The organism is Roseibium sp. AS2 (genome assembly GCF_038900065.1).
Lineage (GTDB): Bacteria > Pseudomonadota > Alphaproteobacteria > Rhizobiales > Stappiaceae > Roseibium.
In genome coordinates, this window is the sequence record NZ_JBBMQN010000001.1 from 318,727 (window position 1) to 342,831 (window position 24,105).

General features: G+C 61.6%; 21 protein-coding genes. 10 read left to right on the forward strand and 11 right to left on the reverse strand.

Annotation, left to right across the window (positions count from 1 at the left end; all coding sequences use genetic code 11):
* The first annotated feature begins 217 nt into the window (after window positions 1-217).
* The 3 genes from WNZ15_RS01455 (at window position 218) to ftsH (ending at window position 4,996) form a co-directional block, all read left to right on the forward strand.
* Window positions 218-1,261, forward strand: coding sequence for a Fe(3+) ABC transporter substrate-binding protein (locus WNZ15_RS01455; RefSeq protein ID WP_342891151.1), 1,044 nt, complete (start codon window positions 218-220; stop codon window positions 1,259-1,261).
* 100 nt (window positions 1,262-1,361) lie between these two features.
* Window positions 1,362-3,065, forward strand: a complete 1,704-nt coding sequence (locus WNZ15_RS01460; RefSeq protein ID WP_342891152.1) for an iron ABC transporter permease — start codon at window positions 1,362-1,364, stop codon at window positions 3,063-3,065.
* Window positions 3,066-3,169: 104 nt separating this feature from the next.
* Entirely contained in the window at window positions 3,170-4,996 is a 1,827-nt protein-coding gene (gene ftsH, locus WNZ15_RS01465) for an ATP-dependent zinc metalloprotease FtsH (protein ID WP_342891153.1), read from the forward strand.
* A gap of 1 nt (window position 4,997) precedes the next feature.
* Here the strand turns inward: ftsH and WNZ15_RS01470 are convergent, their stop codons facing one another.
* The 3 genes from WNZ15_RS01470 to WNZ15_RS01480 all read right to left on the reverse strand — a co-directional run bounded on the left by WNZ15_RS01470 (window position 4,998) and on the right by WNZ15_RS01480 (window position 8,878).
* On the reverse strand, window positions 4,998-7,166 hold the full coding sequence (locus WNZ15_RS01470; protein ID WP_342891154.1) for an EAL domain-containing protein: 2,169 nt from the start codon (window positions 7,164-7,166) through the stop codon (window positions 4,998-5,000).
* 373 nt (window positions 7,167-7,539) lie between these two features.
* A complete protein-coding gene (locus WNZ15_RS01475) occupies window positions 7,540-8,169 on the reverse strand; it encodes a CoA transferase subunit B (RefSeq protein WP_342891155.1) in 630 nt (209 codons plus the stop codon).
* A 13-nt stretch (window positions 8,170-8,182) separates the two neighbouring features.
* Window positions 8,183-8,878 carry a CoA transferase subunit A gene (locus WNZ15_RS01480; protein ID WP_342891156.1) on the reverse strand — a complete coding sequence of 232 codons (696 nt, stop codon included), beginning with the start codon at window positions 8,876-8,878 and terminating at the stop codon, window positions 8,183-8,185.
* A 277-nt stretch (window positions 8,879-9,155) separates the two neighbouring features.
* Between WNZ15_RS01480 and WNZ15_RS01485 the strand changes: the two genes are divergently transcribed.
* Window positions 9,156-9,401 (forward strand): DUF6460 domain-containing protein, encoded by a 246-nt coding sequence (locus WNZ15_RS01485; RefSeq protein WP_342891157.1) that lies wholly within the window; start codon window positions 9,156-9,158, stop codon window positions 9,399-9,401.
* Between the two features lie 9 nt (window positions 9,402-9,410).
* Here WNZ15_RS01485 and WNZ15_RS01490 read toward each other — a convergent pair whose 3' ends face one another.
* The 5 genes from WNZ15_RS01490 to WNZ15_RS01510 all read right to left on the reverse strand — a co-directional run bounded on the left by WNZ15_RS01490 (window position 9,411) and on the right by WNZ15_RS01510 (window position 15,032).
* Complete coding sequence (locus WNZ15_RS01490; RefSeq protein WP_342891158.1) at window positions 9,411-10,235, reverse strand: ABC transporter permease; 825 nt, start codon at window positions 10,233-10,235, stop codon at window positions 9,411-9,413.
* The gene (locus tag WNZ15_RS01495) at window positions 10,232-11,161 is read right to left on the reverse strand and encodes an ABC transporter permease subunit (protein ID WP_342891159.1); all 930 of its coding nucleotides are present in this window, start codon (window positions 11,159-11,161) and stop codon (window positions 10,232-10,234) included. Before WNZ15_RS01495 ends, WNZ15_RS01490 begins: the two co-directional genes overlap by 4 nt.
* A gap of 4 nt (window positions 11,162-11,165) precedes the next feature.
* Window positions 11,166-12,323 (reverse strand): ABC transporter ATP-binding protein, encoded by a 1,158-nt coding sequence (locus WNZ15_RS01500; RefSeq protein ID WP_342891160.1) that lies wholly within the window; start codon window positions 12,321-12,323, stop codon window positions 11,166-11,168.
* 77 nt (window positions 12,324-12,400) lie between these two features.
* Entirely contained in the window at window positions 12,401-13,450 is a 1,050-nt protein-coding gene (locus WNZ15_RS01505) for a polyamine ABC transporter substrate-binding protein (RefSeq protein ID WP_342891839.1), read from the reverse strand.
* A 193-nt stretch (window positions 13,451-13,643) separates the two neighbouring features.
* Window positions 13,644-15,032 carry a glutamine synthetase family protein gene (locus WNZ15_RS01510; RefSeq protein ID WP_342891161.1) on the reverse strand — a complete coding sequence of 463 codons (1,389 nt, stop codon included), beginning with the start codon at window positions 15,030-15,032 and terminating at the stop codon, window positions 13,644-13,646.
* A 273-nt stretch (window positions 15,033-15,305) separates the two neighbouring features.
* Between WNZ15_RS01510 and WNZ15_RS01515 the strand changes: the two genes are divergently transcribed.
* The 5 genes from WNZ15_RS01515 (at window position 15,306) to WNZ15_RS01535 (ending at window position 20,784) form a co-directional block, all read left to right on the forward strand.
* Window positions 15,306-16,010, forward strand: coding sequence for a GntR family transcriptional regulator (locus WNZ15_RS01515; RefSeq protein WP_342891162.1), 705 nt, complete (start codon window positions 15,306-15,308; stop codon window positions 16,008-16,010).
* A gap of 157 nt (window positions 16,011-16,167) precedes the next feature.
* The gene (locus WNZ15_RS01520; RefSeq protein WP_342891163.1) at window positions 16,168-17,574 is read left to right on the forward strand and encodes a glutamine synthetase family protein; all 1,407 of its coding nucleotides are present in this window, start codon (window positions 16,168-16,170) and stop codon (window positions 17,572-17,574) included.
* A 31-nt stretch (window positions 17,575-17,605) separates the two neighbouring features.
* On the forward strand, window positions 17,606-19,000 hold the full coding sequence (locus WNZ15_RS01525) for an aspartate aminotransferase family protein (protein WP_342891164.1): 1,395 nt from the start codon (window positions 17,606-17,608) through the stop codon (window positions 18,998-19,000).
* A gap of 181 nt (window positions 19,001-19,181) precedes the next feature.
* The gene (locus WNZ15_RS01530) at window positions 19,182-19,574 is read left to right on the forward strand and encodes a YciI family protein (protein ID WP_342891165.1); all 393 of its coding nucleotides are present in this window, start codon (window positions 19,182-19,184) and stop codon (window positions 19,572-19,574) included.
* Window positions 19,543-20,784 carry an RNA polymerase sigma factor gene (locus WNZ15_RS01535; RefSeq protein WP_342891166.1) on the forward strand — a complete coding sequence of 414 codons (1,242 nt, stop codon included), beginning with the start codon at window positions 19,543-19,545 and terminating at the stop codon, window positions 20,782-20,784. Before WNZ15_RS01530 ends, WNZ15_RS01535 begins: the two co-directional genes overlap by 32 nt.
* A 99-nt stretch (window positions 20,785-20,883) precedes the next feature.
* Here WNZ15_RS01535 and WNZ15_RS01540 read toward each other — a convergent pair whose 3' ends face one another.
* From WNZ15_RS01540 to WNZ15_RS01550, 3 genes are all read right to left on the reverse strand, one after another.
* Window positions 20,884-21,594: a carbonic anhydrase gene (locus tag WNZ15_RS01540; protein WP_342891167.1), complete on the reverse strand. Its 711-nt coding sequence runs from the start codon at window positions 21,592-21,594 to the stop codon at window positions 20,884-20,886.
* Window positions 21,595-21,623: 29 nt separating this feature from the next.
* Window positions 21,624-22,061, reverse strand: coding sequence for a serine hydrolase domain-containing protein (locus tag WNZ15_RS01545; protein WP_342891168.1), 438 nt, complete (start codon window positions 22,059-22,061; stop codon window positions 21,624-21,626).
* A gap of 163 nt (window positions 22,062-22,224) precedes the next feature.
* Window positions 22,225-23,286, reverse strand: coding sequence for a helix-turn-helix domain-containing protein (locus WNZ15_RS01550; RefSeq protein WP_342891169.1), 1,062 nt, complete (start codon window positions 23,284-23,286; stop codon window positions 22,225-22,227).
* Window positions 23,287-23,669: 383 nt separating this feature from the next.
* Between WNZ15_RS01550 and WNZ15_RS01555 the strand changes: the two genes are divergently transcribed.
* A complete protein-coding gene (locus WNZ15_RS01555) occupies window positions 23,670-24,050 on the forward strand; it encodes a VOC family protein (RefSeq protein ID WP_342891170.1) in 381 nt (126 codons plus the stop codon).
* Window positions 24,051-24,105: the final 55 nt, after the last annotated feature.

The following is a 24,105-nucleotide window of genomic DNA, read 5'->3' on the forward strand; positions in this document are numbered from 1 at the left end:
CGGGACAGCCGCCCGCCAAAGTCGAGTGATAAACTCCTGTTTTAGCTTCCTTTTCCCGCTCAATACTGGAGTATAAGTCTCCAGTTAGTTTTGAATAATTCTAAACTATTGATTTTGCTTGATTTATTGACTTCTTACTGACCCAGCGACATAGTGCGGTCCAAATCTGAGGCCATTTGACCCAGGCCAGAATAACCAGATGACCGGGAGACCAAACATGCACGCCACTTTCCGCACCCTGGCAGGCGCCCTCGCACTGACTTCGGCATCCCTTGCCGCTGCGCCCGCGTTCGCCGACGGTGAAGTGAACATCTATTCCTATCGCCAGCCGTTCCTGATCCAGCCGCTTCTGGATGCGTTCACGGCAGAGACCGGTATCAAGACGAACGTCGTCTTTGCCTCGAAGGGCCTTGGCGAACGGATCGCCGCGGAAGGTGAGAACTCTCCGGCAGACGTGCTTCTGACAGTGGACATCGGCCGTCTCGACGGCGCCAAGCAGCTCGGCGTCACCCAGCCGATCGTTTCCGATGTCGTCTCCGGGAACATTCCGGAGCAGTTTCGCGATCCGGAAGGCCATTGGGTCGGACTGACCAACCGCGCGCGTATCGTCTACGCCTCCAAGGATCGTGTCGCACAGGACGCCATCACCTATGAGGAGCTCTCCGATCCCAAGTGGAAGGGCCGGATCTGCACACGCTCGGGACAGCATGTCTACACCATCGGCCTGATCGCCTCCATGGTCGCGCATCACGGCGCCGAGGAGACCGAGGAATGGCTCGCGGGTGTTCGCGACAACCTGGCCCGCAAGCCTGCCGGCAACGACCGGGCGCAGGTCAAGGCCATCTTTGCCGGTGAATGCGATATCGCGCTCGGCAACACCTATTACATGGGCAAGATGCAGACCAACGACAAAGAGCCGGAACAGAAGGACTGGGCCGACAGCGTGCGTATCCTGTTCCCGAATGCCGATGGCCGTGGCAGCCACGTCAATCTTGCCGGTGTCGTTTTGGCCAAACACGCTCCGAACAAGGACAATGCGGTCAGCCTGGTCGAGTTCCTGTCTTCCCAGAACGCCCAGAAGATCTACGCTGAATCCAACTTCGAATACCCGGTCACCCCGGGCGTGGAAGTCTCGGAGCGCGTCCAGAGCTGGGGCGACCTGAAGCCGGACGCGCTGTCCCTCGCCGAGATCGCCAAGAACCGCAAGACCGCCAGTGAGCTGGTCGACAAGGTCGGCTTCGACGACGGCCCTGCGTCCTGAGGAACGTTTCCTTATCGAGACCAACGAGAAGCGCCGCCCATAGCGGCGCTTTTTGCTTTTTTCAGCATTTGCCGTTAGAGCTTCCTGCGAACAATTCTCAGTGAAAAGTCCGCTCTTGTTGCGCACGCCCACCCATTCCCTTGTCGACCGTTTCTGGCAAGCCGCAGCGCTGTTTATCGCCGCACTTGTGCTGCTGCCGCTGGCGGCGATTGTCTGGATCGCATTCACGCCGTCCGGCGCCGTCTGGGGCCACCTGCTGACGACCGTCCTGCCCGGAGCGCTACGGACCACGCTGTTGCTGATGCTGGGTGTCGGCCTGGTCACCGGTCTCACCGGTGTCGCGACCGCCTGGCTGGTCACCATGTGCAATTTTCCGGGCCGGCGCATCCTGGACTGGGCCCTGCTGGTGCCGCTTGCCGTCCCGACCTACATCGTCGCCTTCGCCTATGTGGAAGTCCTCGACTACACGGGGCCCGTCCAGAGCCTGGTCCGCGACCTGTTCGGCTACCAGACGTCCCGGGAGTACTGGTTTCCGGAAATCCGTTCGCTCGGCGGCGCGATCTTCGTCATGGGCGCGGTGCTTTACCCATATGTCTATCTCACCACCCGCGCCAGTTTCCTGATCCAGTCGGCTTCGACGCTGGATGTGTCCAGAACCCTCGGCGCCTCTCCCTACGGCCTGTTCTTCCGCGTGGCCCTGCCCCTGGCCCGACCGGCGATCGCCATCGGCATTTCACTGGCGCTGATGGAATGCCTCAACGACATCGGCGCGGTGACATTCTTCGGGGTCAAGACCCTGACGTTTTCGGTCTATGACACCTGGCTGAATCGCTCGAGCCTCGGGGGCGCCGCCCAGCTTGCCCTGGCCATGCTCTTCATGGTGCTTCTTCTGCTGTGGCTGGAACGCTTCGGACGGCGCAAGCAACGTTTCGACAGCCGCGGGGATGCCAAGCACCGTCCGCCGACGCGGTTCGACCTGAACCCCTGGCAGGCGAAGCTCGCGCTCGTCCTGTGCCTGGTTCCGGTCTTCGCAGGCTTCGTGGTTCCGGGCGTGCTGCTGGCGGACCGTGCCAGCCGGCGGCTGAGCTTCGTTCTGACCGACGGCTTTCTGACCACCGTCTGGAACAGTTTCAGCCTCGCCGCAGTCGCCGCGCTGCTGACCGTCGTGATTTCCATCTGCCTGGCCTATGCGCTGCGCCTGAGCCCGAACGGCCCGCTCAAGGGTGCAGTGAGGCTGGCGTCCATCGGCTATGCCATTCCCGGCACGGTGCTGGCGATCGGCATCCTGATCCCGATGGCCAATTTCGACAATCTGCTCGACGCGCGCATGGAGGCATGGTTCGGCCTGAACACCGGGCTGTTGCTGCTGGGAAGCGGCACAGGCCTGGTCTACGCCTATGTGGTGCGCTTCCTCGCGGTTTCCTACGGCCAGGTGGAAGGCGGGTTCGGCCGCATCACGCCCCATCTGGACATGGCCGCGCGGACACTTGGCCGCAACAGCGGCCAGACCCTGACGCAGGTTCACCTGCCGATGCTCAAACCGGTGCTGCTGTCGGCTGCCCTGCTCAGTTTCGTCGACTGCATGAAGGAACTGCCGGCCACGATCCTGCTGCGCCCCTTCAATTTCGAGACCTTGGCGACAACCGTGTTCGAAGCTGCCTCCCGGGAAGCTTTCGAGGAGGCGGCCTTGCCCTCGCTGGCCATCGTTCTGGTCGGTCTGATCCCGGTGATCTATCTCGCCCGCACCAGCGCCTCGTCGTTCCGCACGCGGCTTTCCAAGCGTCAGCCGGGACCGGCGGTCTGATCCACGTAAGGCGGGTTCCCTGTGACCCTATCGCAACTTGACAGGGCCCCGCCAAATCCTCCCAATGGCGCCATACCGCCGGTCAACAGGGGACGGATCCTTCGATGGACAAGAAACACCAGATCAATCTTTGGTACGCCTTCACGGCCTTGATGCTGGTGTTGATGTTCCAAAGCTGGTGGACCACCTACAAGACCGTCGAACAGATCCCTTACAGCCAGTTTGAACAGTATCTCAAGGACGGCAAGATCGACGAGATTTCCGTCAAGGAGAACGTCATCGAGGGCAAGTTCAAGGAGCCCTCGAAGGACGGCAAACAGTATTTCATCACCACCCGCGTGGACTTCCCGCTCGCCGAAGAGCTCAGCAAATACGATGTGAAGTTCACCGGCGTCGTCCAGAACACGATCCTGCGCGATATCCTCTCCTGGGTTCTGCCGGTGCTGCTGCTGTTCGGGCTGTGGGCGTTTTTCATCCGCCGCTTTGCCGAAAAACAGGGATTCGGCGGCATGATGACCGTCGGAAAGTCCAAGGCGAAGGTCTATGTCGAGACCGGTGTGGATGTCAGCTTCGAAAATGTCGCCGGTGTGGACGAGGCCAAACGCGAACTGCAGGAAGTCGTCGATTTCCTGCAGAACCCGCAAGCCTATGGCCGCCTGGGCGCGCATGTTCCAAAGGGCATCCTGCTGATCGGTCCTCCCGGGACGGGGAAAACCCTGCTCGCCCGCGCCGTCGCCGGAGAGGCGGGCGTGCCGTTCTTTTCCATCTCCGGTTCCGAATTTGTCGAGATGTTCGTCGGCGTCGGTGCCGCCCGGGTGCGCGACCTGTTCGAGCAGGCCCGCAAGGCCGCTCCCGCCATCATTTTCATCGATGAGCTCGACGCCCTCGGACGCGCGCGCGCCAACAGTCCGATGGGATCGAACGACGAAAAGGAACAGACGCTCAACCAGCTCCTGACGGAACTGGACGGCTTCGATCCCTCGAGCGGCATCATCCTGCTGGCAGCGACCAACAGGCCCGAGATCCTGGATCCGGCCCTGCTGCGTGCGGGACGTTTCGACCGCCAGGTGCTTGTCGACCGCCCGGACAAGTCCGGACGTCGCGCGATCCTCGACGTCCATGTGAAGAAGATCAAGCTGTCGCCTGACGCCGACCTCGACCAGGTGGCCCAGCTGACGGCGGGTTTCACCGGGGCGGATCTGGCCACGCTGGTGAACGAAGCCGCCCTGCTCGCGACACGCCGGAACGGCGACGCGGTTGCCCTGCCGGATTTCAGCGAAGCCATCGAACGCGTGATCGCGGGCATCGAGAAACGCAGCCGCCTCCTGTCCGACAAGGAACGCAAGACCGTCGCTTTTCATGAAATGGGCCACGCCCTGGTCGCCGCCAATCTGGAAGGTTGCGATCCGGTGCACAAGATCTCGATCATCCCGCGCGGTGTCGGCGCTCTGGGCTACACCATGCAAAGGCCGACAGAGGACCGGTTCCTGATGACCACCCGGGACCTGGAAGACCGGATGACCGTCCTGATGGGAGGGCGTGCGGCGGAAGAGATCGTCTTCGGCGAGATTTCGACCGGCGCTTCCGACGACATCCAGAAAGTCACCGAGGTCGCCCGGGACATGGTCATGCGATACGGCATGGAGACCGGGCTGGGCAACCGGATCTACTCCGCGCAGAGACAGAATTTTCTCGGCCAGCCGGGCGGCGACGTCGTCGAGGTTTCCGACCAGACCCAGCGCGAGATCGACATGGCGATCAAATCCCGTGTCGAACAGGCGTTCGCGCAGGCCAAGGACCTTCTGAACGCGCATCGCAAGGAACTGGACGAAGGCGCGGCGCTTCTTCTTGAAAAAGAAACACTCACCGATCAGGACTTCCCGGCCATCCGGCCACTTGCCAAGCGCCGCCACAACGCCGCTGCGCAATAGCTCACGTCGCACACCCGGAGGCACTGTTCCTGTCCGGAGACGCCGGGTCCGCCTGTGCGCCCTGCGGCCGTGTGAAGGCGGCTGCCCAGGCTTCGAACCGGTCCGCCGGCATCGGCCGGGCAAACAGGAACCCTTGCGCGGTGGTGCAGCCGTTTTCCATCAGGAAAGCCTGCTGGTCGATCGTTTCGACACCTTCGGCAACCACTTCGTAGCGAAGACTTTTCGCCATCGCCAGGATCGTCTTGACGATGGACCGGCTGTGGTGATCGCCGGCCAGGCCGCAGACAAAGCTCTGGTCGATCTTGAAGGTGTTGAACGGCAGGCGCTGGAGATGGGCCAGACTGGAATATCCCGTGCCGAAATCGTCGATGGCGAAGGTGATGCCGGCCTTCAGCAACGGGCCGGTCGCCTCCGACACCTGCTCCGGATCCGCCATGGCCACGGTCTCGGTGACCTCCAGCTGCAGCAGCTCTGCCGGGAACCCGGTGATGTCGAGCGTTTCGAGCACCCGGGTGGTGAAACCCGGTTGCTCGATCTGCCGGATGGAGACGTTCACCGCCAGCGGCATCCTCTGACCGGCATCGAGCCAGACCCGCCCCTGCCGGCAGGCAAGATCCAGGACCCGCTCTCCCAGACGCGTGATCAGGCCGCTCTCCTCGGCGACATCGATGAAGCACCCCGGCGACAGCAGGCCCCGGTCCGGATGGTTCCACCGGGCCAGAACCTCCGCTCCGACCACACTCATGGACGTGCAGTCGATCTTTGGCTGAAACACGATGGTGATTTCGTCACGAAGGAGCGCGATCTTCAGCTCCGCTTCCAGGCGGATCCGCTCATGCGCATGCGAGTCGCTCTCGATTTCCTTATAGAAGCAGGCCCGGTTGCCGCCTGTCCGTTTGGCGGCATACATGGCGATATCGGCGTTCTTCAGGATCGCGGTGTAGTCCTCGCCGTCGTCCGGATAGACAGACACGCCGATGCTGGCGCCAACGGCCATGGTCAGGCCGCTGATCTCCAGCGGCTGTTCGACACATTGCACCAGTTGCTCGGCAAACAGACGGAGATCTTCCATCGGCATTTCGGCCTGCAGGACCACGGCGAATTCGTCGCCGCCCAGGCGGGCAACCAGCGGTGCGAAGGCCGGTTTCCGGTCCGCGTGTTCCATTCCGGTGGCGCCGTCACGGGCTCTTGTGTCCAGCAGCCGCTGCAGTCTGGCGGCCACTTCCTTCAGCAATGCATCGCCGTGGTCGTGGCCGTAGCTGTCATTGACCCGCTTGAACCTGTCCAGATCGATGAACAGAACGCACATGCGGTTCGGCTTGCCGCCGGCCCCTTCCATATTGGCGTTGAAATGCTGCCGGAAGCTTTCCCGGTTCGGCAACCGGGTGACCGGATCGACGTAGGCCAGTTCGTGAATGCGGGCCATGTTGTTGCGGATGGTGGCCACCATGTCGCGATAGGCGCGGGCAAGCACGCCGATCTCGTCCTTTCGATCGACCGGAAACGGCGCGTCGAAGTTGCCGGAACTGACCGTGTGAGCAGCCTGCGTGAGGGCTTTGATCGGCCTGACGAAATTTTCGGCGAAATGAATGGTGACCGGGACACAGAAGACCAGCAACACCAGCGTGATGACGATGTTGCGCCCCCAGATCGACAACAGCATGCCGTTGACCGGCATCCGTTTCACCGAAACGAGCGCCGTGCCAAGCATGTCTCCCGATACCATGTCGCGGACCGGAAGCGCGATCTCGACGCGCTCGCGTGTCTGGCGGAGCTGGTCGCGGCCGGTGTCGAGAACCTCCCGCACGAGCGCGTGGTTTTCCGTCTCGTCGAAATAGCTCGTGTCCGGATCGCTGTCGATCGTGACCGTCCGCGCCGGGTCGTACACCTGGGCAAATTCGACGACACCACTTGCCGCGATGCTCTCCAGTTCCTGTTCCAGGATCAGATAGTGATGATTGGTCAGATGGGGAACTGCGAGACGGCTCACGGTCGCGCCGATTGCCTTGGCGTCGGAGACGGCCCGCTGCTCCTCGTCGCGCAGGTCGAGGTAGCTGGCAACCATGATCATGACCACTGAAAGCGCCAGAAAGAGGCCGGCGACAAGCAGCACGAAGCGCGAGCTCAGGCCAGGCAGCCATGCCGACAGGATGCCAACAAGTTTTGTCACGACACGCGGCGATTCACCCACAACCCACTCCCTTGAGAGACCCGGTCATTCTAGCGAACAAGTCTTGAAGGCCGGATAATCACGACACCGTAAAACCTGCCGATGCCGTAAACGCTAAGCCGACCCTTAGCCGGAGTAATTACATTGCCTGAATAGAGGGGAATTTTCGACAAAGACGCGGATTTTCATTGGTTTATTGACCAGTGAAAGTCTTAATTATATTCGATTTTTCCCTGTAAAAATTGCGCAATGGTGCCGTTTCAGGACAATTTGCCCCGGCGCTGTCGCGAGCACCTGCGTCTGACAAAAAAAGGGCGCCCGCATCACCTGCAGGCGCCCTTTCGGAAATTCGCCGGATCGTGGCCCTAAAACGTCAGGCCAGGAGTGTCGCCTCGGTCTTTTCCTTGACCTCGTCCAGTGTCACGTCCGGTGCGAGTTCGACCACTTTCAGGCCGCCGTCGGTGACGTCGAAAACACCGAAATTGGTGATCACCCGGTCGACGCAGCCCACGCCGGTCAGCGGCAGCGTGCACTCTTTCAAGAGCTTCGGATCGCCCGCCTTTGAAGCGTGGTCCATGATCACCACGACGCGCTTGACGCCGGCGACCAGATCCATGGCGCCGCCCATGCCCTTGACCATCTTGCCCGGGATCATCCAGTTGGCAAGATCGCCGTTTTCGGCGACTTCCATGGCGCCCAGAATCGACAGGTCGATATGACCGCCGCGGATCATGCCGAAACTGTCGGCGGACGAAAAATAACTCGTCTGCGGCAGTTCGGTGATGGTCTGCTTGCCGGCATTGATCAGGTCGGCGTCGACCTCGTCATCGGTCGGAAACGGGCCCATGCCGAGCATGCCGTTCTCCGACTGAAGGGTGACGTGAACGCCTTCCGGAATGTAGTTGGAAACCAGCGTCGGAATGCCGATGCCGAGGTTGACGTAAAAGCCGTCTTCCAGTTCCTGCGCTGCGCGCCTTGCCATGTCATCACGTGTCCAGGCCATGATGTTTTCTCCCTCAGGCTGCGCGCGTCGTGCGCTTTTCGATACGTTTTTCGTGATTGCCGAGAATGATGCGGTCGACAAAGATCCCGGCGGTGTGGATGTTGTCCGGATCGAGTTCACCGACCTCGACAATCTCCTCGACCTCGACCACGCAGACCTTGCCGGCGGTCGCCATCATCGGATTGAAGTTCCGTGCCGTCTTGCGGTAGACAAGATTGCCTTCCTTGTCGGCCTTCCAGGCCTTGACCAGCGCAACATCGGCAACCAGGCCGGTTTCCATGATGTAGGTCTCGCCGTTGAAATCCTTGTGCTCCTTGCCCTCGGCAATGAGCGTGCCGACACCGGTCTTGGTGTAGAAGCCCGGAATGCCCGCGCCGCCGGCGCGGATCCGCTCGGCCAGAGTGCCCTGCGGATTGAATTCCAGCTCCAGTTCGCCGTTCAGATACTGCTTTTCGAAAGTGGCGTTCTCGCCCACATAGGACGACACCATTTTCTTGATCTGACGTGTCTGCAGCAACAGGCCGAGCCCGAAGTCATCGACACCGGCGTTGTTGGAAATGGCGGTGACGTCCCTGGCTCCGGAGTCCCGGAGCGCCACGATCAGATTTTCCGGGATACCGCACAGCCCGAAACCGCCGGCCATAACAGTCATGCCGTCAAAGGTGAGCCCGTCCAGGGCCGCCTTCGCGTCCGGATAAATTTTGTTCATGTTTCACTCCCAGTAATGACCGCTGAATGCGTGAGGCGCACATTCGCCGCTTGGTTCTTTCCGGTCAAGCCATCTTTGCCGCATCGCAGCGCAAATCATGAACGGCCGGTCACTTAATCGATTTGGCCGGTCTTCCGGCGAAAACTCGCCCGTCATGCCTGAATTCCGTCGGTCCGTTTATGGTTTTTAAAGTCTTAAGATCAAGACTCCGGAAGCAGATCCATGGACCTTGCAGCGAGGCAGGGCCCTGACACCCACTGGAAAGAAATCGCCTGCCGTGTATCCGTTCCTGTCGACCCTCTTCAAGATCGCGGTGTTTTCGCTGCTCGTCGGCGCGGGTCTTTCCTTTGTCAACATCACGGCAACGGACATTCTCGGCTCGGTCGGCCTCAGTCCGCTGCAGCTGTGGATCTACATGCTCGAATTCCGGGACTGGGCCGTTCCGAACATGGTCCTCGGCGCCTTCATCGTGGTTCCCGTGTGGCTGGTGATCTACCTGTTCCAGCCGCCCCGCTCAGGCTGAGCCCCGCATTCAGCCATCGGCTCCGAAGGCCGCGCGCTCATCCTGCTCCCGGCGCAGCTGCTGCCGCCGGGACACGAGCGAGGCGGCGATCACGCCAATGGTCACCAGCGCGACCAGAATGGTGCAGACGGCATTGATTTCGGGTGTGACACCAAGCCGGACCTGGGAATAGATCTTCATCGGCAGGGTCGTCGCGCCCGGTCCGGTGGTGAAGCTGGCGACCACGAGATCGTCCAGGGACAAGGTGAAGGCAAGCATCCAGCCGGCGAGCACGCCTGGAAAGATGATCGGCAACGTGATCAGGAAGAAAGTCTTGACCGGCGGGCAGCCGAGGTCCTCCGCGGCCTCTTCCATGGACTTGTCGAAGCCGACCAGGCGGGACTGCACCACCACGGCCACGTAGCACATGGCGAAGGTCGTGTGCGCCAGCATCACGGTCCAGAAGCCGCGGCTGGTGTCCATCGCCACGAACAAGAGCAGCAGCGACAGGCCGAGGATCACCTCGGGCATCACCAGCGGCGCGAAGATCATGCCGGAGAACAGCGAGCGGCCGACAAACCGCCCCGAACGGACAAGCACAAGAGCCGCGATCGTGCCGAACACCGTTGCGATGGTCGCCGAGGCAAAGGCAACCCGCAGCGTGACCCAGGCGGCATCCAGAAGCTGATCGTTGTCCAGCAGTGCCACGTACCACTTGGTCGAAAACCCGCCCCATACGGTCACCAGCCGGCTTTCGTTGAACGAATAGACCACCAGCAAGACGATAGGCAGATACAGGAATGAAAAGCCCAGCACGAGCGAGGTGATGTTGAACCAGGTCGGGCCGCGGGTCATGCGTTCTTCTCCGACATCTTCTGCTGCTGGTTCTGGAACATCACGATCGGGATCACCAGGATCATCAGCAGGATCACGGCAACCGCCGAGGACACCGGCCAGTCGCGGTTGTTGAAGAACTCGACCCAGAGCGTCTTGCCGATCATCAGCGTCTCGGAGCCGCCCAGCAGATCCGGAATGACGAATTCCCCCACCGCCGGAATGAACACCAGAAAGCATCCGGCGATGACCCCGGGCAGCGACAGCGGTACGGTGATCTTCCAGAACGCCTTCCAGGGCGGGCAGCCGAGATCCTCGGCCGCTTCGAGAAGACTGCCGTCCAGCCTTTCAAGGCTGGCATAAAGCGGCAGCACCAGGAACGGCAGGTAGGAATAGACGATACCGATATAGACCGCCAGGTTGGTGTTCAGGATCACCAGCGGCTCGTCGATCAGGCCCAGCATCAGAAGCAGCTGATTGAGCAGGCCCTCGTTCTTGAGAATACCGATCCAGGCGTAGACCCGGATCAGGAAGCTGGTCCAGAAGGGCAGGATCACCAGCATCAGCAGTGTCGGGCGCAGAGACTGCGGGCTGCGGGCCATGCCATAGGCGATCGGATATCCGATCACCAGTGTCGCCAGCGTCGAGATCGCAGCGATGGTGACCGAGGATATGTAGGACTTCCAGTAAAGCGTGTCTTCCGTCAGCCAGACGTAGTTTTCCACGGTGAGTTCACCGAGACCCTCCAGGATCGACCGCCAGCCTTCGGCGAGATCGAAGGTCGGTGTGTAGGGCGGAATGGCCACCACCACCTGCGACAGGGAAATCTTGAAGACGATCAGGAACGGTGTCAGAAAAAAGATCAGGAGCCAGAGATAGGGCAAGGCGATCAGGAGCCAGCCGGAAAGACTGCGTCGGGGAGGAGCGGCGATGTGATCTTCGGCCATGGCCCTAGCCCTTCAGGATGACGCCGGCGTCCCGGTCGAACGACAGCACCACCTCGTCGTCCCAGTTGATCGGGTTTTCCACCAGCCGCGAGACGTTTGCGAAGGTGGCGCGAAGTGTGTCGCGGTCGTCAGCGCCAACCTTGGCATGAATGATCGAGACATCGCCGAGATAGGCAATGTCCCAGACCACCCCGTCGACCTGATTGACCGCGCCCGGGGTCCGTCGTCCCTGTGCGATCCGGACCTTTTCCGGGCGGATGGCATACCAGACCGTCTCCCCGACACCCGCATCCGTGACCTGGTCGGTGTCGAGCGTGAGGTCCGCATTGCGCGCCCTGAGCTGAGTGCCCGCATCGGACTTCGCGGCGACGGCCGCCTCGATCAGGTTCACGTCGCCGATGAAATCGGCGACAAACCTGGAATTCGGCGCTTCGTAGATTTCCGGGGGCGTGGCCACCTGAACAAGTTCGCCCTTGTCCATGACGGCGATCCGGTCGGCGACCGTCATTGCCTCTTCCTGATCGTGGGTGACGATCAGGAAGGTCATCTTCAGATCTTCCTGAAGGCTCATCAGTTCGAACTGGGTTTCCTCGCGCAGCTTCCGGTCAAGGGCGCCGAGCGGCTCGTCGAGCAGCAGCACCTTGGGCCGTTTGGCCAGAGACCGGGCCAGGGCGACGCGCTGACGCTGGCCGCCGGACAACTGGTGAGGCTTGCGCTTGGCGAACTCCTCCAGCTTGGTCAGCCGCAGCATCTCGGCAACCCGGTCGCCGATCTCCGACGCCGGCATCCTGTCCTGCTTCAGTCCGAAGGCGATGTTCTTTTCCACGCTCATGTGGGGAAACAGCGCATAGGACTGGAACATCATGTTGGACGGCCGCCGGTAGGGCGGAATACCGGCAAGGTCCTGACCGTCAAGGAAGATCTGCCCGGAAGTCGGCGTCTCGAAGCCGGCGAGCATGCGCATCAGCGTGGTCTTGCCGCAGCCTGACCCGCCCAGAAGCGCGAAAAATTCACGCTCGAAGATGGTCAGCGAGAGGTTCCTGACCGCCGTGAAGTCGCCGAATTTCTTGGTGACATCCCGGAATTCGATGAAGGGTGGATGGCCCGGGATTTCCCAGGGGGTGAATTCCCGGCGCACCGGGCCTATCGATTTTTTCGCCAAGGCAATCCCCCACCCCGAAGAGACATTCCGTCATGAAAGGCGCCGGACCCTTGTTCGGGTTCCGGCGCCCACTGGCCTTACTGGCCGCTTTTCACCGATGTCCACGTGCGGGTGACGATCCGGTTCACCTTCGGCGGATAGGAGGTCACGGTGTAGAGGTTCTTGACCGCATCCTCGCTCGGATAGATCGCCGGGTCGCCGATGACGTCGTCGTTGAGGAGTTCCTGGGAGGCCTTGTTGCCGTTGGCATAGTAGACAACGTTGGACGCCTTGGCCATCACGTCCGGCCGCATGATGTAGTTCAGGAACTCATGCGCCTCGTCCTTGTGCGGGGCATCCGCCGGGATCGCCATCTGGTCGAACCACATCAGGGCGCCTTCCTTCGGAATGGCATATTCCACGGTCACGCCGTTGCCGGCCTCCGCCGCACGGTCACGGGCCTGAAGCACGTCACCGGACCAGCCGATGGCCAGGCAGATATCGCCATTGGCGAGGGCGTTGATGTATTCGGACGAGTGGAATTTCTGCACATAGGGGCGGACGGACATGAGCAGCTCACCGGCCTTTTCGATGTCTCCCGTGTCCTTGCTGTCCGGATCGAGGCCGAGATAGTTGAGCGCCGCCGGCACCAGTTCGGTCGGCGCATCCAGAACGTGGACACCGCAGTCCTCCAGCTTTGCCAGATTTTCCGGCTTGAAGAACAGGTCCCAGCTGTCGACCGGCGCGTCCTCGCCCAGCGCTTCCTTCACCTTGTCAACATTGTAGCCGAGTCCGGTGGTGCCCCACATGTAGTTGATGGAGTACAGGTTGCCCGGATCGTATTTCTCGACCCGCTGCTCGATGTCCGTCCACATGTTGGAAAGATTGGTCAGCTTGGCCTTGTCGAGCTCGGAAAAGACGCCGGCCTTGATCTGACGGGCGAGGAACGTCCCGGTCGGCACCACCACATCGTAGCCGGTGCTGCCGGCGAGCAGCTTGGTTTCCAGAACCTCGTTGCTGTCGAAGACGTCGTAGACGACCTCGATGCCGGTTTCCGTCTCGAAGTCCTTCAGGATGGATTCATCGATGTAATCGGACCAGTTATAGACATTCACCGTCCGGTCCTGGGCGAGCGAAGCGCCGCTCATAAGGCCGAGCACAGCGACTCCGGTCAGCATGGTTTTGATCGTCAATTGAGAACTCCCCTCAGAGTTTGACTGCGGTCCGTTGCGGACCTTGATCCCTGTTTGCAAACGGACAATCGCGCTGTTTGCGTCTTGTGTCCGAAAGATTGGCGATGGTGCCGGATTTTGTCCAGCTTCGATTTTGAGCGCCGGGTGCTCACAAATAGGTCCGGCGCTCCAGCGACGAGATCTCGCGTCCGAACTCGGTCAGCTCGTGGCGTTTGATCTCGGTAAGAACCTTGTGCATTTCCTTGCCCACGGCCTGTTTCATCAGTTTGGAAGCCTCGAAGGCGTCGATCGCCTCGTCCATCCAGGGCGTCAGCCGCTTCCTGCGTTTCTGGTAGGCATTTCCCGTCACCGGCGGCGGCGGGTCCTTCTGCAGCCGCAACCCTTCCATCATGCCGGCCAGCACGCCGGTCAGCACCAGATAGGGATTGGCGTCGGCACCGGCGATACGGTGTTCCACGCGCGCGGCCTCCGGGCTTGAAGCCGGCACGCGCAACGCGACCGAGCGGTTGTCGTAGCCCCAGCAGATCGATGCCGGGGCGTAGGACCCCGGCTGCATGCGGCGGAAGCCGTTGAAGGTGGAGATGAACAGGAGCAACGCTTCGGGCATGGTCTTCAACAGACCGCTGATGGCGTAACCGAGGCGTTCGGCACCGTGCTCAGGATCGGCGAACAGGTTGCCGGTCTCGTCTTCCATGGACACATGGACGTGCATGCCGTTGCCGGGCCATTCCACAAACGGCTTGGCCATGAAGGAGGCCTTCAGTTCGTGCTTGCGGGCAACGCCTGCCACGAGACGGCGCAGCAGCACCACGTCGTCGGCGGCCAGCAGCGGATTGCGGCGATGATGGAGATTCAGTTCGAACTGGCCGGGCGCCGCCTCGGAAACCGCAGCGTCCGCCGGAATTCCCTGGGCCTCGCAGGCCCTGCGCAGATCGTCGACCACCGGCAGCAGGGCTTCCAGATCCGAAAGCGCGTACATGTTCTGGCGGGCGGGACCCAGATGGGTGGCAAACAACGGTTTCGGCTGTTCGGTCCAGTCGCCATCGCTTTCCTCGAACAGATAGAATTCCAGTTCGAAGGCGCAGGTCGCGGTCACGCCGAACTCGTCCTTCAGGCGCGCGACCATGTTTTCCAGCACATGGCGCGGGTCGGCCAGGAAGGGATCGCCGTCACGGTCATACATGGACAGCAGCACCTGGGCGGTCTTGCGGTCGGTCCACGGCACCAGCTTGAGCGTTTCGGGGATCGGCCAGCAGACACCGTCCTTGTCGCCGGTTTCCAGATGCATGCCGGTCGCCTCGACCTCGCGCCCCCAGACATCCAGACCGAACAGGGAATAGGGAAATGCCACCCCGCCCTCGAAGACCTTGGGCAAGGCGTTGCCCGGCAGCCACTTGCCCCGCAGCACGCCGTTGGTGTCCGGCAGCACGACCTCGAGCGTGTCCAGGTCCGGATGGGCCGCCAGAAAGGCGTTGAAATCACTCTTCCAGCCAGGGTCGGCCGGATGTTCAAGGATCTGGTGAGGAAGTTCGTTCATCTGGGGTATGTCTAGCCTTGGCACCTGCCGGCCGAGCGTATCCAGACCCCGGATCCGACCGTCAGCTTTTGTTTGCGTCCACGTCAAAAATGTGATCACTTTCGGAAAACCCTGTCAAGCAGGATCGTGAAATTCATTCTCCCGGCGGGTCGAACCGCTGACACGTTGTTCCTCCGGGACCCGGTTCACCAACACACCGGCCGCTGGCCCCGGCACCCGGGAACCAGCGCCGAGCCACCGGCGCCGACGCCCGACAGATGGAGGAGATCATCCTTGGCCGATGCGCATTCCGCCCTGAAGTCCGGCCCGGCCAAGGCAGCCGCAGCAACGCCTTCCTCCCGTGGCGCAACCCGCGAGCAGGTCGACAGCGCCGTACGCTCGCGCCTGCTCACGGGACGATTCATTCCGGGAAAATCAGTGACCATCCGGGGACTGGCCGCAGACCTGGGCGTCAGTCCGATGCCGGTGCGCGAAGTGCTGCAACGGCTCGCAGCGGAGAACGCGCTGGAAGTCAAACCGAACGGACGGGTGCAGGTGCCCGACATGACGCCCGGCCGCTTCGACGAAGTGCTGAAGGCCCGTTTGCTGCTGGAAACGGAACTGGCCGAACTGGCCTTGCCGCATCTTCGCAGCGCCGACGCTGCCGACCTCAAGGCCATCGACGACGACATCGACGCGCGCCTGACCAATGGCGACGCGGAGGCCTATATGCGGCTCAACCATGCCTTCCATTTCCGCATTTACCGGGCTTCCGGATCCCAGGTGCTCCTGCCCCTGATCGACAGCCTGTGGCTGCAATTCGCTCCCTTCATGCGCACCGTCTACGGGCGGGTCGGCACGGCCAATCTGGAAGACCGTCACAAGGAAGCCATCCGGGCGATCGAACGGGCCGACGCCCCTGCCCTGCGCGCCGCGATCGCGGCAGACATCGCCGATGGCATGGGTCTTCTGGGCAAGGAAGTTCTGGCCGAGCCATGAGCCTGTTGATCCCCGGCCCAACCCGTGCCATTTTGTGATCACAAACTGATTTTTTTCGCCTGCCGCAACTCTGACCAGCTTCTCTCACCCCTTCCGCAAGCGACTGGCCAATCCCGTAACCACAGACCCCGCACCCTCAAGACCGTTGGAGCTTCCCGTGACTTCCGAAACGCCCGCCAGTGAAAGCGCAAACCCTGTTGACAGCCTGCGCGGCGTCCCGGATGAGAATGCCGCCCGCGACTGGCTCGGCGCGCGCAACATCGAGGACATCGAGTGCATAGTCCCGGATCTTGCTGGCGTTGCGCGCGGCAAGATGATGCCGACGGGAAAGTTCTTTTCCGGTCCCGTGATGACCATGCCCGCGTCGATCTTCGCGCAGACCATTTCCGGAGATTACCCGGAAGACGACGAGCGCTTTCAGCATAATCCGACGGATGGCGATCTCTATTTCCGCGCCGACTACAGCACCCTGACCACCGTCCCGTGGGAAACGGACCCGACAGCGCAGCTTATTCACGATGCCTATACCCGCGACGGCAACCCGGTAGAAACGGCACCGCGCAATGTGCTGAAGCGCATCCTCAAACTCTATGACGACAAGGGCTGGAAGCCGGTCATCGCACCGGAAATCGAATTCTATCTGGTCAAGCCGAACACCGATCCCGATTATCCGCTTGAACCGCCGCGCGGTCGCTCGGGCCGTCCGGAAGTCGGCCGTCAATCCTATTCGATTTCCGCGCTCAACGAGTTCGACGACCTGATCGACGACATCTACGACCTGTCAGAGAAGCAAGGTCTGGAAATCGACACCATGATCCATGAGGAGGGAGCCGCGCAGATGGAGATCAACCTGCGTCACGGCGACCCTGTGGTGCTGGCCGATCAGGTGTTCCTGTTCAAGCGCACGATCCGCGAAGCCGCCCTGCGGCACGAGATGTACGCCACCTTCATGTCCAAGCCGATGTCCAACCAGCCCGGCTCGGCCATGCATATCCATCAGTCCGTGATCGACATCGAGACGGGCCGCAACATCTTTTCCGGAGAGAACGGCGAGGAAACACCGGCCTTCCTGTCGTTCATAGCCGGACACCAGAAGTATCTGCCGAAGGTGACCTGCATCATGGCGCCGTTCGTCAACTCCTACCGGCGCTTCTCCAGGACCTCCACGTCCCCGGTGAATGTCTACTGGGGCTACGACAACCGCACCGTCGGGCTGCGTGTGCCCTATTCCGATCCGCAGGCGCGCCGTCTGGAAAACCGGATCCCCGGTTCGGACGCCAACCCGTATCTGGCCATCGCCGCAAGTCTTGCCTGCGGTTATCTGGGCATCATCAACGGCCTGAAGCCGGATGCGCCCAAGACGGATGACTGTTCGGACCGTGCAAAGTCGCTGCCACGCGGCCTGCCGGAAGCCGTCGCCAAGTTCGAAAAATCCGACGAGATGGTCGAGGTGTTCGGCGAGAAATTCGTCGCGACCTACCGGGCGATCAAATACGAGGAATTCGAAACCTTCATGTCCGTGATCAGTTCCTGGGAGCGGGAATATCTCCTGCTCAACGTCTGATCCGTTCCCTCACTCTCTTGGAGTTTTCGCCATGACGGCTCATTCCAACATCTACCCGACCAAGGCGCTTCAGGACCTCGACGCCGCTCACCACTGGCATCCGTTCTCGGACATGAAGAGCCTCAACGAAGAAGGCAGCCGGGTGATCACCAGCGCGGACGGGGTCTGGCTGACGGATTCGGAAGGCAACAGGATTCTCGACGGCATGGCCGGTCTCTGGTGCGTCCAGGTGGGCCATGGCCGCAAGGAAATCGCCGACGCGGTCTACAAGCAGATGAACGAATTGTCCTATTACAACACGTTCTTCAAGACGACCCATCCTCCGGCGATCGCCCTGGCAGACAAACTGGCGCAGCTTGCTCCGGACCATATCAACCGGGTGTTCTATTGCTCGTCCGGATCGGAAGCCAACGACACCGTGTTCCGCATGGTGCGCACCTATTGGGACAAGGTCGGCAAGCCGGACAAGAAAGTCATCATCGGCCGCTGGAACGGTTACCACGGCTCGACACTGGCCGGCACAAGCCTCGGCGGCATGAAGGCCATGCACAAGCAGGGCGACCTGCCCGTTCCCGGTGTTCACCACATCGACCAGCCCTACTGGTTCGGTGAAGGCCATGACATGAGCCCCGACGCGTTCGGCATCAAGATGGCACGCAAGCTGGAAGAAGCGATCGACGAGATCGGCGAGGACAAGGTTGCCGCTTTCATCGCCGAGCCGATCCAGGGCGCCGGCGGCGTGATCATTCCGCCCGACACCTACTGGCCTGAAGTCCGCCGGATCCTGGAGGAACGCGACATCCTGTTCGTCTCCGACGAGGTGATCTGCGGTTTCGGCCGGCTCGGCGAGTGGTTCGGGGCGGACTATTATGGCATGAAGCCCGACCTGATGCCGATCGCCAAGGGTCTGACCTCCGGCTATCTGCCGATGGGCGGCGTTCTGGTGTCCGACCGGGTGGCAGAAGGCCTGATGCTGGCCGGCGACGATTTCAATCACGGCTACACCTATTCAGGACACCCGGCCTGCGCAGCCGCCGCGCTCGCCAATCTCGAGATCATCGAGCGCGAAGGTCTGGTGGAGCGGGTCAAGTCCGACATCGGTCCGTACCTGAAGGATCGCTGGCTGAAACTCGCCGATCATCCGCTGGTGGGCGAAGCCCGCATGACCGGTCTGGTCGGCGCGCTGGAACTGGTGCCCGGCAAGACCGACCCGCACAAACCGTTCAAGGATGTCGGCGTTGCGGGGCAGCTGTGCCGGGACATTTCCTTCGAACATGGCATGGTGATGCGCGCGGTGCGCGACAGCATGATCATTTCGCCGCCTCTGGTGCTGAGCCACGAGGAAGCCGATCAGCTGGTCGCGACGGCGGAAAAAACACTCAACGATGCCCACCGCATCCTGAAGCGGGACGGCTGGCTGTCGTAGAGGCGGTACTCGCGCCTCGACTGGATCACCGGGCCGGGACAAATTGGCCGGGCCGCCGAAACCGGCGGCCGACCTCCCGGACCATCGCGGGCATTTCATTTTTCTTTCAGTGTGACTGTCGGTTAGGTTGGGGCCCGGACGTTCCTGGGATATGGACCCGAAAGGAACTGGAGGATCTGACATGCTGTTTTCCGTAATGATTTACGCGAGCGAGGATTTCATCGACGCGCTCACGCCCGAGGAACATGCGCTCATACTGCAAAAACACGGCGCCTTTCACGAGCACACCAAGACCGGCAAGACCTTTGCCGCCGCGGCCAAGCTGATGTCGACGGGAACGGCGGTCACCGTCAATCGCGACGGAGAGGAACTCGTCATCACGGACGGCCCCTATGCGGAGACCAAGGAACAGTTCATGGGGTTCTACCTGATCGACTGCGCCACACTCGACGAGGCGATCGATGCCGTGAACCTGCTGCCGCTCAACCACGGGCGCATCGAGATCCGGCCGGTGGAGTTCTTCGAGGGGGCGCAATTTCACGATGCCGAGCGCGTGGTTATCAACGCATCTTAGGGCGGCCCGGCCACGCGTCGTGGCCGCGCTGAACCGGGCGTTCGGCGATATCGACCTTGCAGAGGACGCCTTTCAGGAAGCGTCGCTCAGGGCGCTGAAGACCTGGCGTCCGGATGCCCTGCCCGGCGATCCGGTTGCCTGGCTGATCGTTGCCGGGCGCAATGCAGGCATCGATGTCCTGCGCAAGCGGAGCCGGGAGACCCTGTCCGCGCCGGAAGACCTGGAACCGGCCTTCGACGGCGTTCATCCCGAGGCGGACCTGACTGAGACCCTCGACCGGGCCGTCTACCGGGACGATATCCTGCGTCTGCTGTTTACCTGCTGCCATCCGGTGCTGCGCCGCGACCAGCAGATCGTCCTCGCGCTCAAGATCGTCGCCGGGCTTTCGGTGGAGGAAATCGCCCGCGCCTTCCTGGTGCAGCCGAAGACGATGGAACAGCGGATCACCCGCGCCAAGAAGCGGCTGCAGGCAGCAAAGCTCTCCTATGAGGAACCAGACAGGACCGGGCGGGCCCAGCGCCTGTCCGCCGTCGCCAATGCGGTCTATCTCGTCTTCAACGAAGGCTATTCCGCCTCGCAGGGGCCGGAGCTGATCCGCGTGACCCTGTGCGAGGAAGCCATCCGCCTTGCCCGCCTGCTGGTGCGCCTGTTCCCCGAGGAGCCGGAGCTGCGCGGCCTGCTGGCGCTGTGCCTGATCCAGCACTCCCGCCGCCGCGCCCGTCTGACCGCCTGCGGCAGGGCGGTGACGCTGGAGGACCAGGACCGCGCGCTGTGGGAGCGCACGCCAATTGCCGAAGGCACCATCCTGCTGGAAGCGGCCCTGCGCGCCGGGCGACCGGGGCCGCTGCAGATCGAGGCCGCCATTGCCGCCACCCATGCGCACGCCGCCACCTACGCTGCCACCGATTGGCAGGAGATCGACCACTTGTACAGAGCGCTGGAACATATCCGCCCCTCACCCGTCGTGGCCCTCAACAGGGCCGTGGTGCTGGCAAAGCTGGAGGGCGTGCCGGCAGCGCTGGAGCGGCTGGAGCACCTTTCCGAACCATTGGCCCGCTATGCCGGCTATCACACGGTTCTTGGCTCGTTCCTGGCAGAGCTGGGGCAGATCTCCCAAGCGCTGGAGGCATATGAAAACGGGCTCGGGCTGGCGGGGACAGAGGTGGAGCGGGCGTTTATCCGGGGGAAGAAGCGAGAGATTGAGGGGTGAACCCCGGGCGCTTCATCCGGACACATCGGAATGGCAATCGGCGGCTGTCAACCTGGCCATGGACACGGCAAATGCCACATGGCCAGCGACAATGATCGGCTAGAGAAACGTTACCTTGCCGGTGGCAATTTCGTAAACGCCAGCCACCGCGCCAAGCTTTCCGGCAGCAGCGGCTTCGGACAGGATCGGCCCTTCAGAGAGGGCTCGCGCGGCGTTGAGTTTGGCGTTCTGAGCGGTGGCTGCCGCCAGCAGGTCGTCCGGTGAATCGTTCATCACATCATAGACTGCCGGGCGAATGGCATTGACCAGGCTGGGGAGATGACCGGGTGGCAATTCCCTGTCTGAAATCGACTTGATCGTCGCATCAACGGCACCACAAGAGGTGTGTCCGAGAACAACTATGGTCTTGATGCCCAGCACGGCCACGCCGTATTCAAGCGTCGCCAGTCCCTCTTCACTGATGAAATTGCCGGCCACACGCACGACGAACAGTTCTCCCGGACCCTGATCGAAAATCAACTCCGGGGCCACGCGAGAATCCGAGCAGCTGACAATGGCGGCGAAAGGCTGTTGCCCCTCGGCCCGGCTGGCCCGCGTCAGCGAGTGGTCCGTATTGATCGCGGCATTCGCAACATAGCGTGCATTGCCATCCATCAGGCGTTGCAGCGCCTCTTCCGGCGAAGCCGGCGCAACCGCACTGGCCTCCTGGGCGAATGCTTGTGTGGCCAGAGGCGTCGCCATCGACACAGCCAAGCCTCCGGCGATCAATCCTCGACGGCTCACATTGTCAGGTTTGCAATCTTCACACATGACTTTCTCCTTGTCTCCAATAGAAAACGTCAGTTTTCCATTGTCAGGTACAGATTTTTCAGAACTTCGCCGGCGGCGGCATTGGCCCGTCCGCCCGGGAAATTGGTCGTGACAACGACAGCAAGATCACTGTCTGTATCGACGAGCATTCCGGCCAAAGTCGCTGTCATCGACTTGGTGTTGGAGCCGATATGGAAGCGGTCATCGATCGTGACAGGCAGATTTTCTCCGTAAACGCGCGTTCCAGTGGCTGCAGATGCCACCACAACTCCGCCCTTGATCACGGCAGCAGCCAATGCAGGCAGATCATATTCGATCCGAACGCTCTCCAGATAGCGGTCCAAGCTGGTTGTCTGGGCTGACGCTGCGCCCGCCATCATCGCAACGCCCCACCCGGCAACCAACATCTTCAGGGCAGTGCCAATGCGGCCGTTACGAAGCCTTGACAGGGCCGGATTTCCAGGCATGGCAATAAAGTCCCCGTTGAACTGCAAGTTGGTAGAGAGCCCGAACGCGCCTGTCTCACCGCCCGAGCGAAAGACACGCGACGCATTTCGCGGGAAAGCTAAAGGTGAACGGGCGGTGCCGCTATCCGAAATCCGCAAAAGTGACGCGGGCCGCCATCGGGCGTCACATGCGCCTTGCCAGCGTCGTGCCCGGGGATTCTTCGAAGATCTGCTTGTAGTCGCCTGCAAAGCGGCCGAGATGCAGAAAACCAAACTGCATGGCAACCTCTGTCACAGTCGTGTCTTGCGGATTTCTCGCGAGCAATATCGTGCGGACCTGGTTTAACCGGCAACGCCGGAGATAGGCCTGCGGGGACATGCCGACACAATGGTGGAAGGCGTAGAGCAGTGTTCGTTCAGAGACGGCCAATGACACGCAGATATCGACGATGGTAGGCACCACATGGATCACCATCTGTTCTTCCACGAACTCCCGGGCCAGCCGACAAATGCGCATGGCACGGGCACGGGCGGCGGGCGGCGGGCGCGTTGCGTCCTCCTCGGGGGGAGCGGTCGCGATCCGCAGCGCAGTCTCCAGAACACTGCCCCGCATGCCTGTGGGGTCGAACGGCTCGCCTCTTCTGCTCGCTGCTTCGGCGGCACCAATCCATTGGGCCAGAGCATTCTTCAGCTCAACCAGTTGCCTGGTCTGAAACTGCGACACCTGATGCGACGGCTGTTCCCATGCCCTTGGATTCAATGCACGGGCGGCGTCGGCAAACTCTGACTGGGAAAAGCTGACATAGGCAGTTTGCGTGCCCGCAGGCACGTGAATGTCGAATTCGGTCCATTCCGGGATGAAGAAAACGCTGTCCGCGCCATTGGCCGAGTGGTCAGAAAAACGAAATGCCGGGTCCGGCGTGCAGTAGGAGATGGTGCAAAAATCTTCCGGGGTGGTCCCCAGTTTCTGAATCGCTGCAAACTGATGCTCCCGCACGATCTGCACACGCCCGAGGTCCAGAGTGTCCATCTGCGACACCTGCTTGCCACGGCTGAGCTGGTAGCACTCCATGGTGACCCAAGGCTGCATGGCCGCCTGAGCCGCAGCATCTTCGATGATTTCCGAGCGCAGTCCACTGAGGCTTGTGGCGGCATCCCGCACCGCGAGAGAAGCGTCGCCTTTGCCAATCGCGGCCTCTTCCAGCGCATCCGTCATCGTCGCCGTCACCTCCTGCGTCACCGCCATAGCATTTGCTCTGGTTCACCGGCTGGATGGGACCACAATCGAACCGCTTAAGTCAGACGAGGGCCTGAGTTTCCACCCTCGCGGTCCGTTTCGCGCCAACAGCGGGCAGCCCCTCCAATGAGGAACCCATGATCCAGCGCCTGCCGCCAGGACATAGAATCTTGCGAGTTTCTCTACCAAGATTCTCATGGATACCGACTGCTTGCGAGTTAAAAGACACCTCTTCCAAACACCATTCTGGATTGTGCGCTTTCCAACTCATTGAAACTTAGCGGCTGGCAAATAATTTTTGTCTCTCCCCCCTGTCGGTTTCCCCATTCCTTCTGCGTCCTCTGATCACCTGGATCTGCCCAGGCTGTATTCGAAGAGTGAGGACGATTGACATGAGCAACCAGATGCAAACACACGGAGCCTTCAGCTGGATGGAACTGCACAGTGGCGATGCAGACAAGGCGAAGGCGTTTTACACAAGCCTGCTCGGCTGGAGCACGGAAGAGATGGAAATGCCGGGGATGACCTATTCCGTCATCAGCAACGGCGGGGAAAAGGTCGGCGGATTTCCGCCCATGGCGGCCGACACGCCCCGCTGGCTGCCCTATGTCACCGTCGACGATGTCGATGCCCGGGTCGAAAAGGCCAGGTCCCTCGGCGCGACGGTCGCGATGGAGCCGATGAGCGTGCCCAGCGTTGGCCGGATGGCGACGGTGGTCGACCCGGTCGGCGGGGTGATCGCGATGATCACCTACGAAACACCGTCAGAATAACTTTTCATGCGGGGCCGGCTCAAAACCGGCTCCCTCCCTGTTTCGGAGATTTCAA

Excerpts from the sequence above, each read along its gene's own strand:
- WNZ15_RS01480 (WP_342891156.1), bottom strand. The coding sequence starts at position 8,878 with ATGAACAAAATTTATCCGGACGCGAAGGCGGCCCTGGACGGGCTCACC.
- WNZ15_RS01550 (WP_342891169.1), bottom strand. The coding sequence starts at position 23,286 with ATGGCGGTGACGCAGGAGGTGACGGCGACGATGACGGATGCGCTGGAA.
- WNZ15_RS01490 (WP_342891158.1), bottom strand. The coding sequence starts at position 10,235 with ATGACCCGCGGCCCGACCTGGTTCAACATCACCTCGCTCGTGCTGGGC.
- WNZ15_RS01545 (WP_342891168.1), bottom strand. The coding sequence starts at position 22,061 with ATGCCTGGAAATCCGGCCCTGTCAAGGCTTCGTAACGGCCGCATTGGC.
- WNZ15_RS01455 (WP_342891151.1), top strand. The coding sequence starts at position 218 with ATGCACGCCACTTTCCGCACCCTGGCAGGCGCCCTCGCACTGACTTCG.
- WNZ15_RS01555 (WP_342891170.1), top strand. The coding sequence starts at position 23,670 with ATGAGCAACCAGATGCAAACACACGGAGCCTTCAGCTGGATGGAACTG.
- WNZ15_RS01530 (WP_342891165.1), top strand. The coding sequence starts at position 19,182 with ATGCTGTTTTCCGTAATGATTTACGCGAGCGAGGATTTCATCGACGCG.
- WNZ15_RS01525 (WP_342891164.1), top strand. The coding sequence starts at position 17,606 with ATGACGGCTCATTCCAACATCTACCCGACCAAGGCGCTTCAGGACCTC.
- WNZ15_RS01540 (WP_342891167.1), bottom strand. The coding sequence starts at position 21,594 with ATGTGTGAAGATTGCAAACCTGACAATGTGAGCCGTCGAGGATTGATC.
- WNZ15_RS01510 (WP_342891161.1), bottom strand. The coding sequence starts at position 15,032 with ATGAACGAACTTCCTCACCAGATCCTTGAACATCCGGCCGACCCTGGC.
- ftsH (WP_342891153.1), top strand. The coding sequence starts at position 3,170 with ATGGACAAGAAACACCAGATCAATCTTTGGTACGCCTTCACGGCCTTG.
- WNZ15_RS01495 (WP_342891159.1), bottom strand. The coding sequence starts at position 11,161 with ATGGCCGAAGATCACATCGCCGCTCCTCCCCGACGCAGTCTTTCCGGC.
- WNZ15_RS01505 (WP_342891839.1), bottom strand. The coding sequence starts at position 13,450 with ATGAGCGGCGCTTCGCTCGCCCAGGACCGGACGGTGAATGTCTATAAC.
- WNZ15_RS01535 (WP_342891166.1), top strand. The coding sequence starts at position 19,543 with ATGCCGAGCGCGTGGTTATCAACGCATCTTAGGGCGGCCCGGCCACGC.
- WNZ15_RS01475 (WP_342891155.1), bottom strand. The coding sequence starts at position 8,169 with ATGGCCTGGACACGTGATGACATGGCAAGGCGCGCAGCGCAGGAACTG.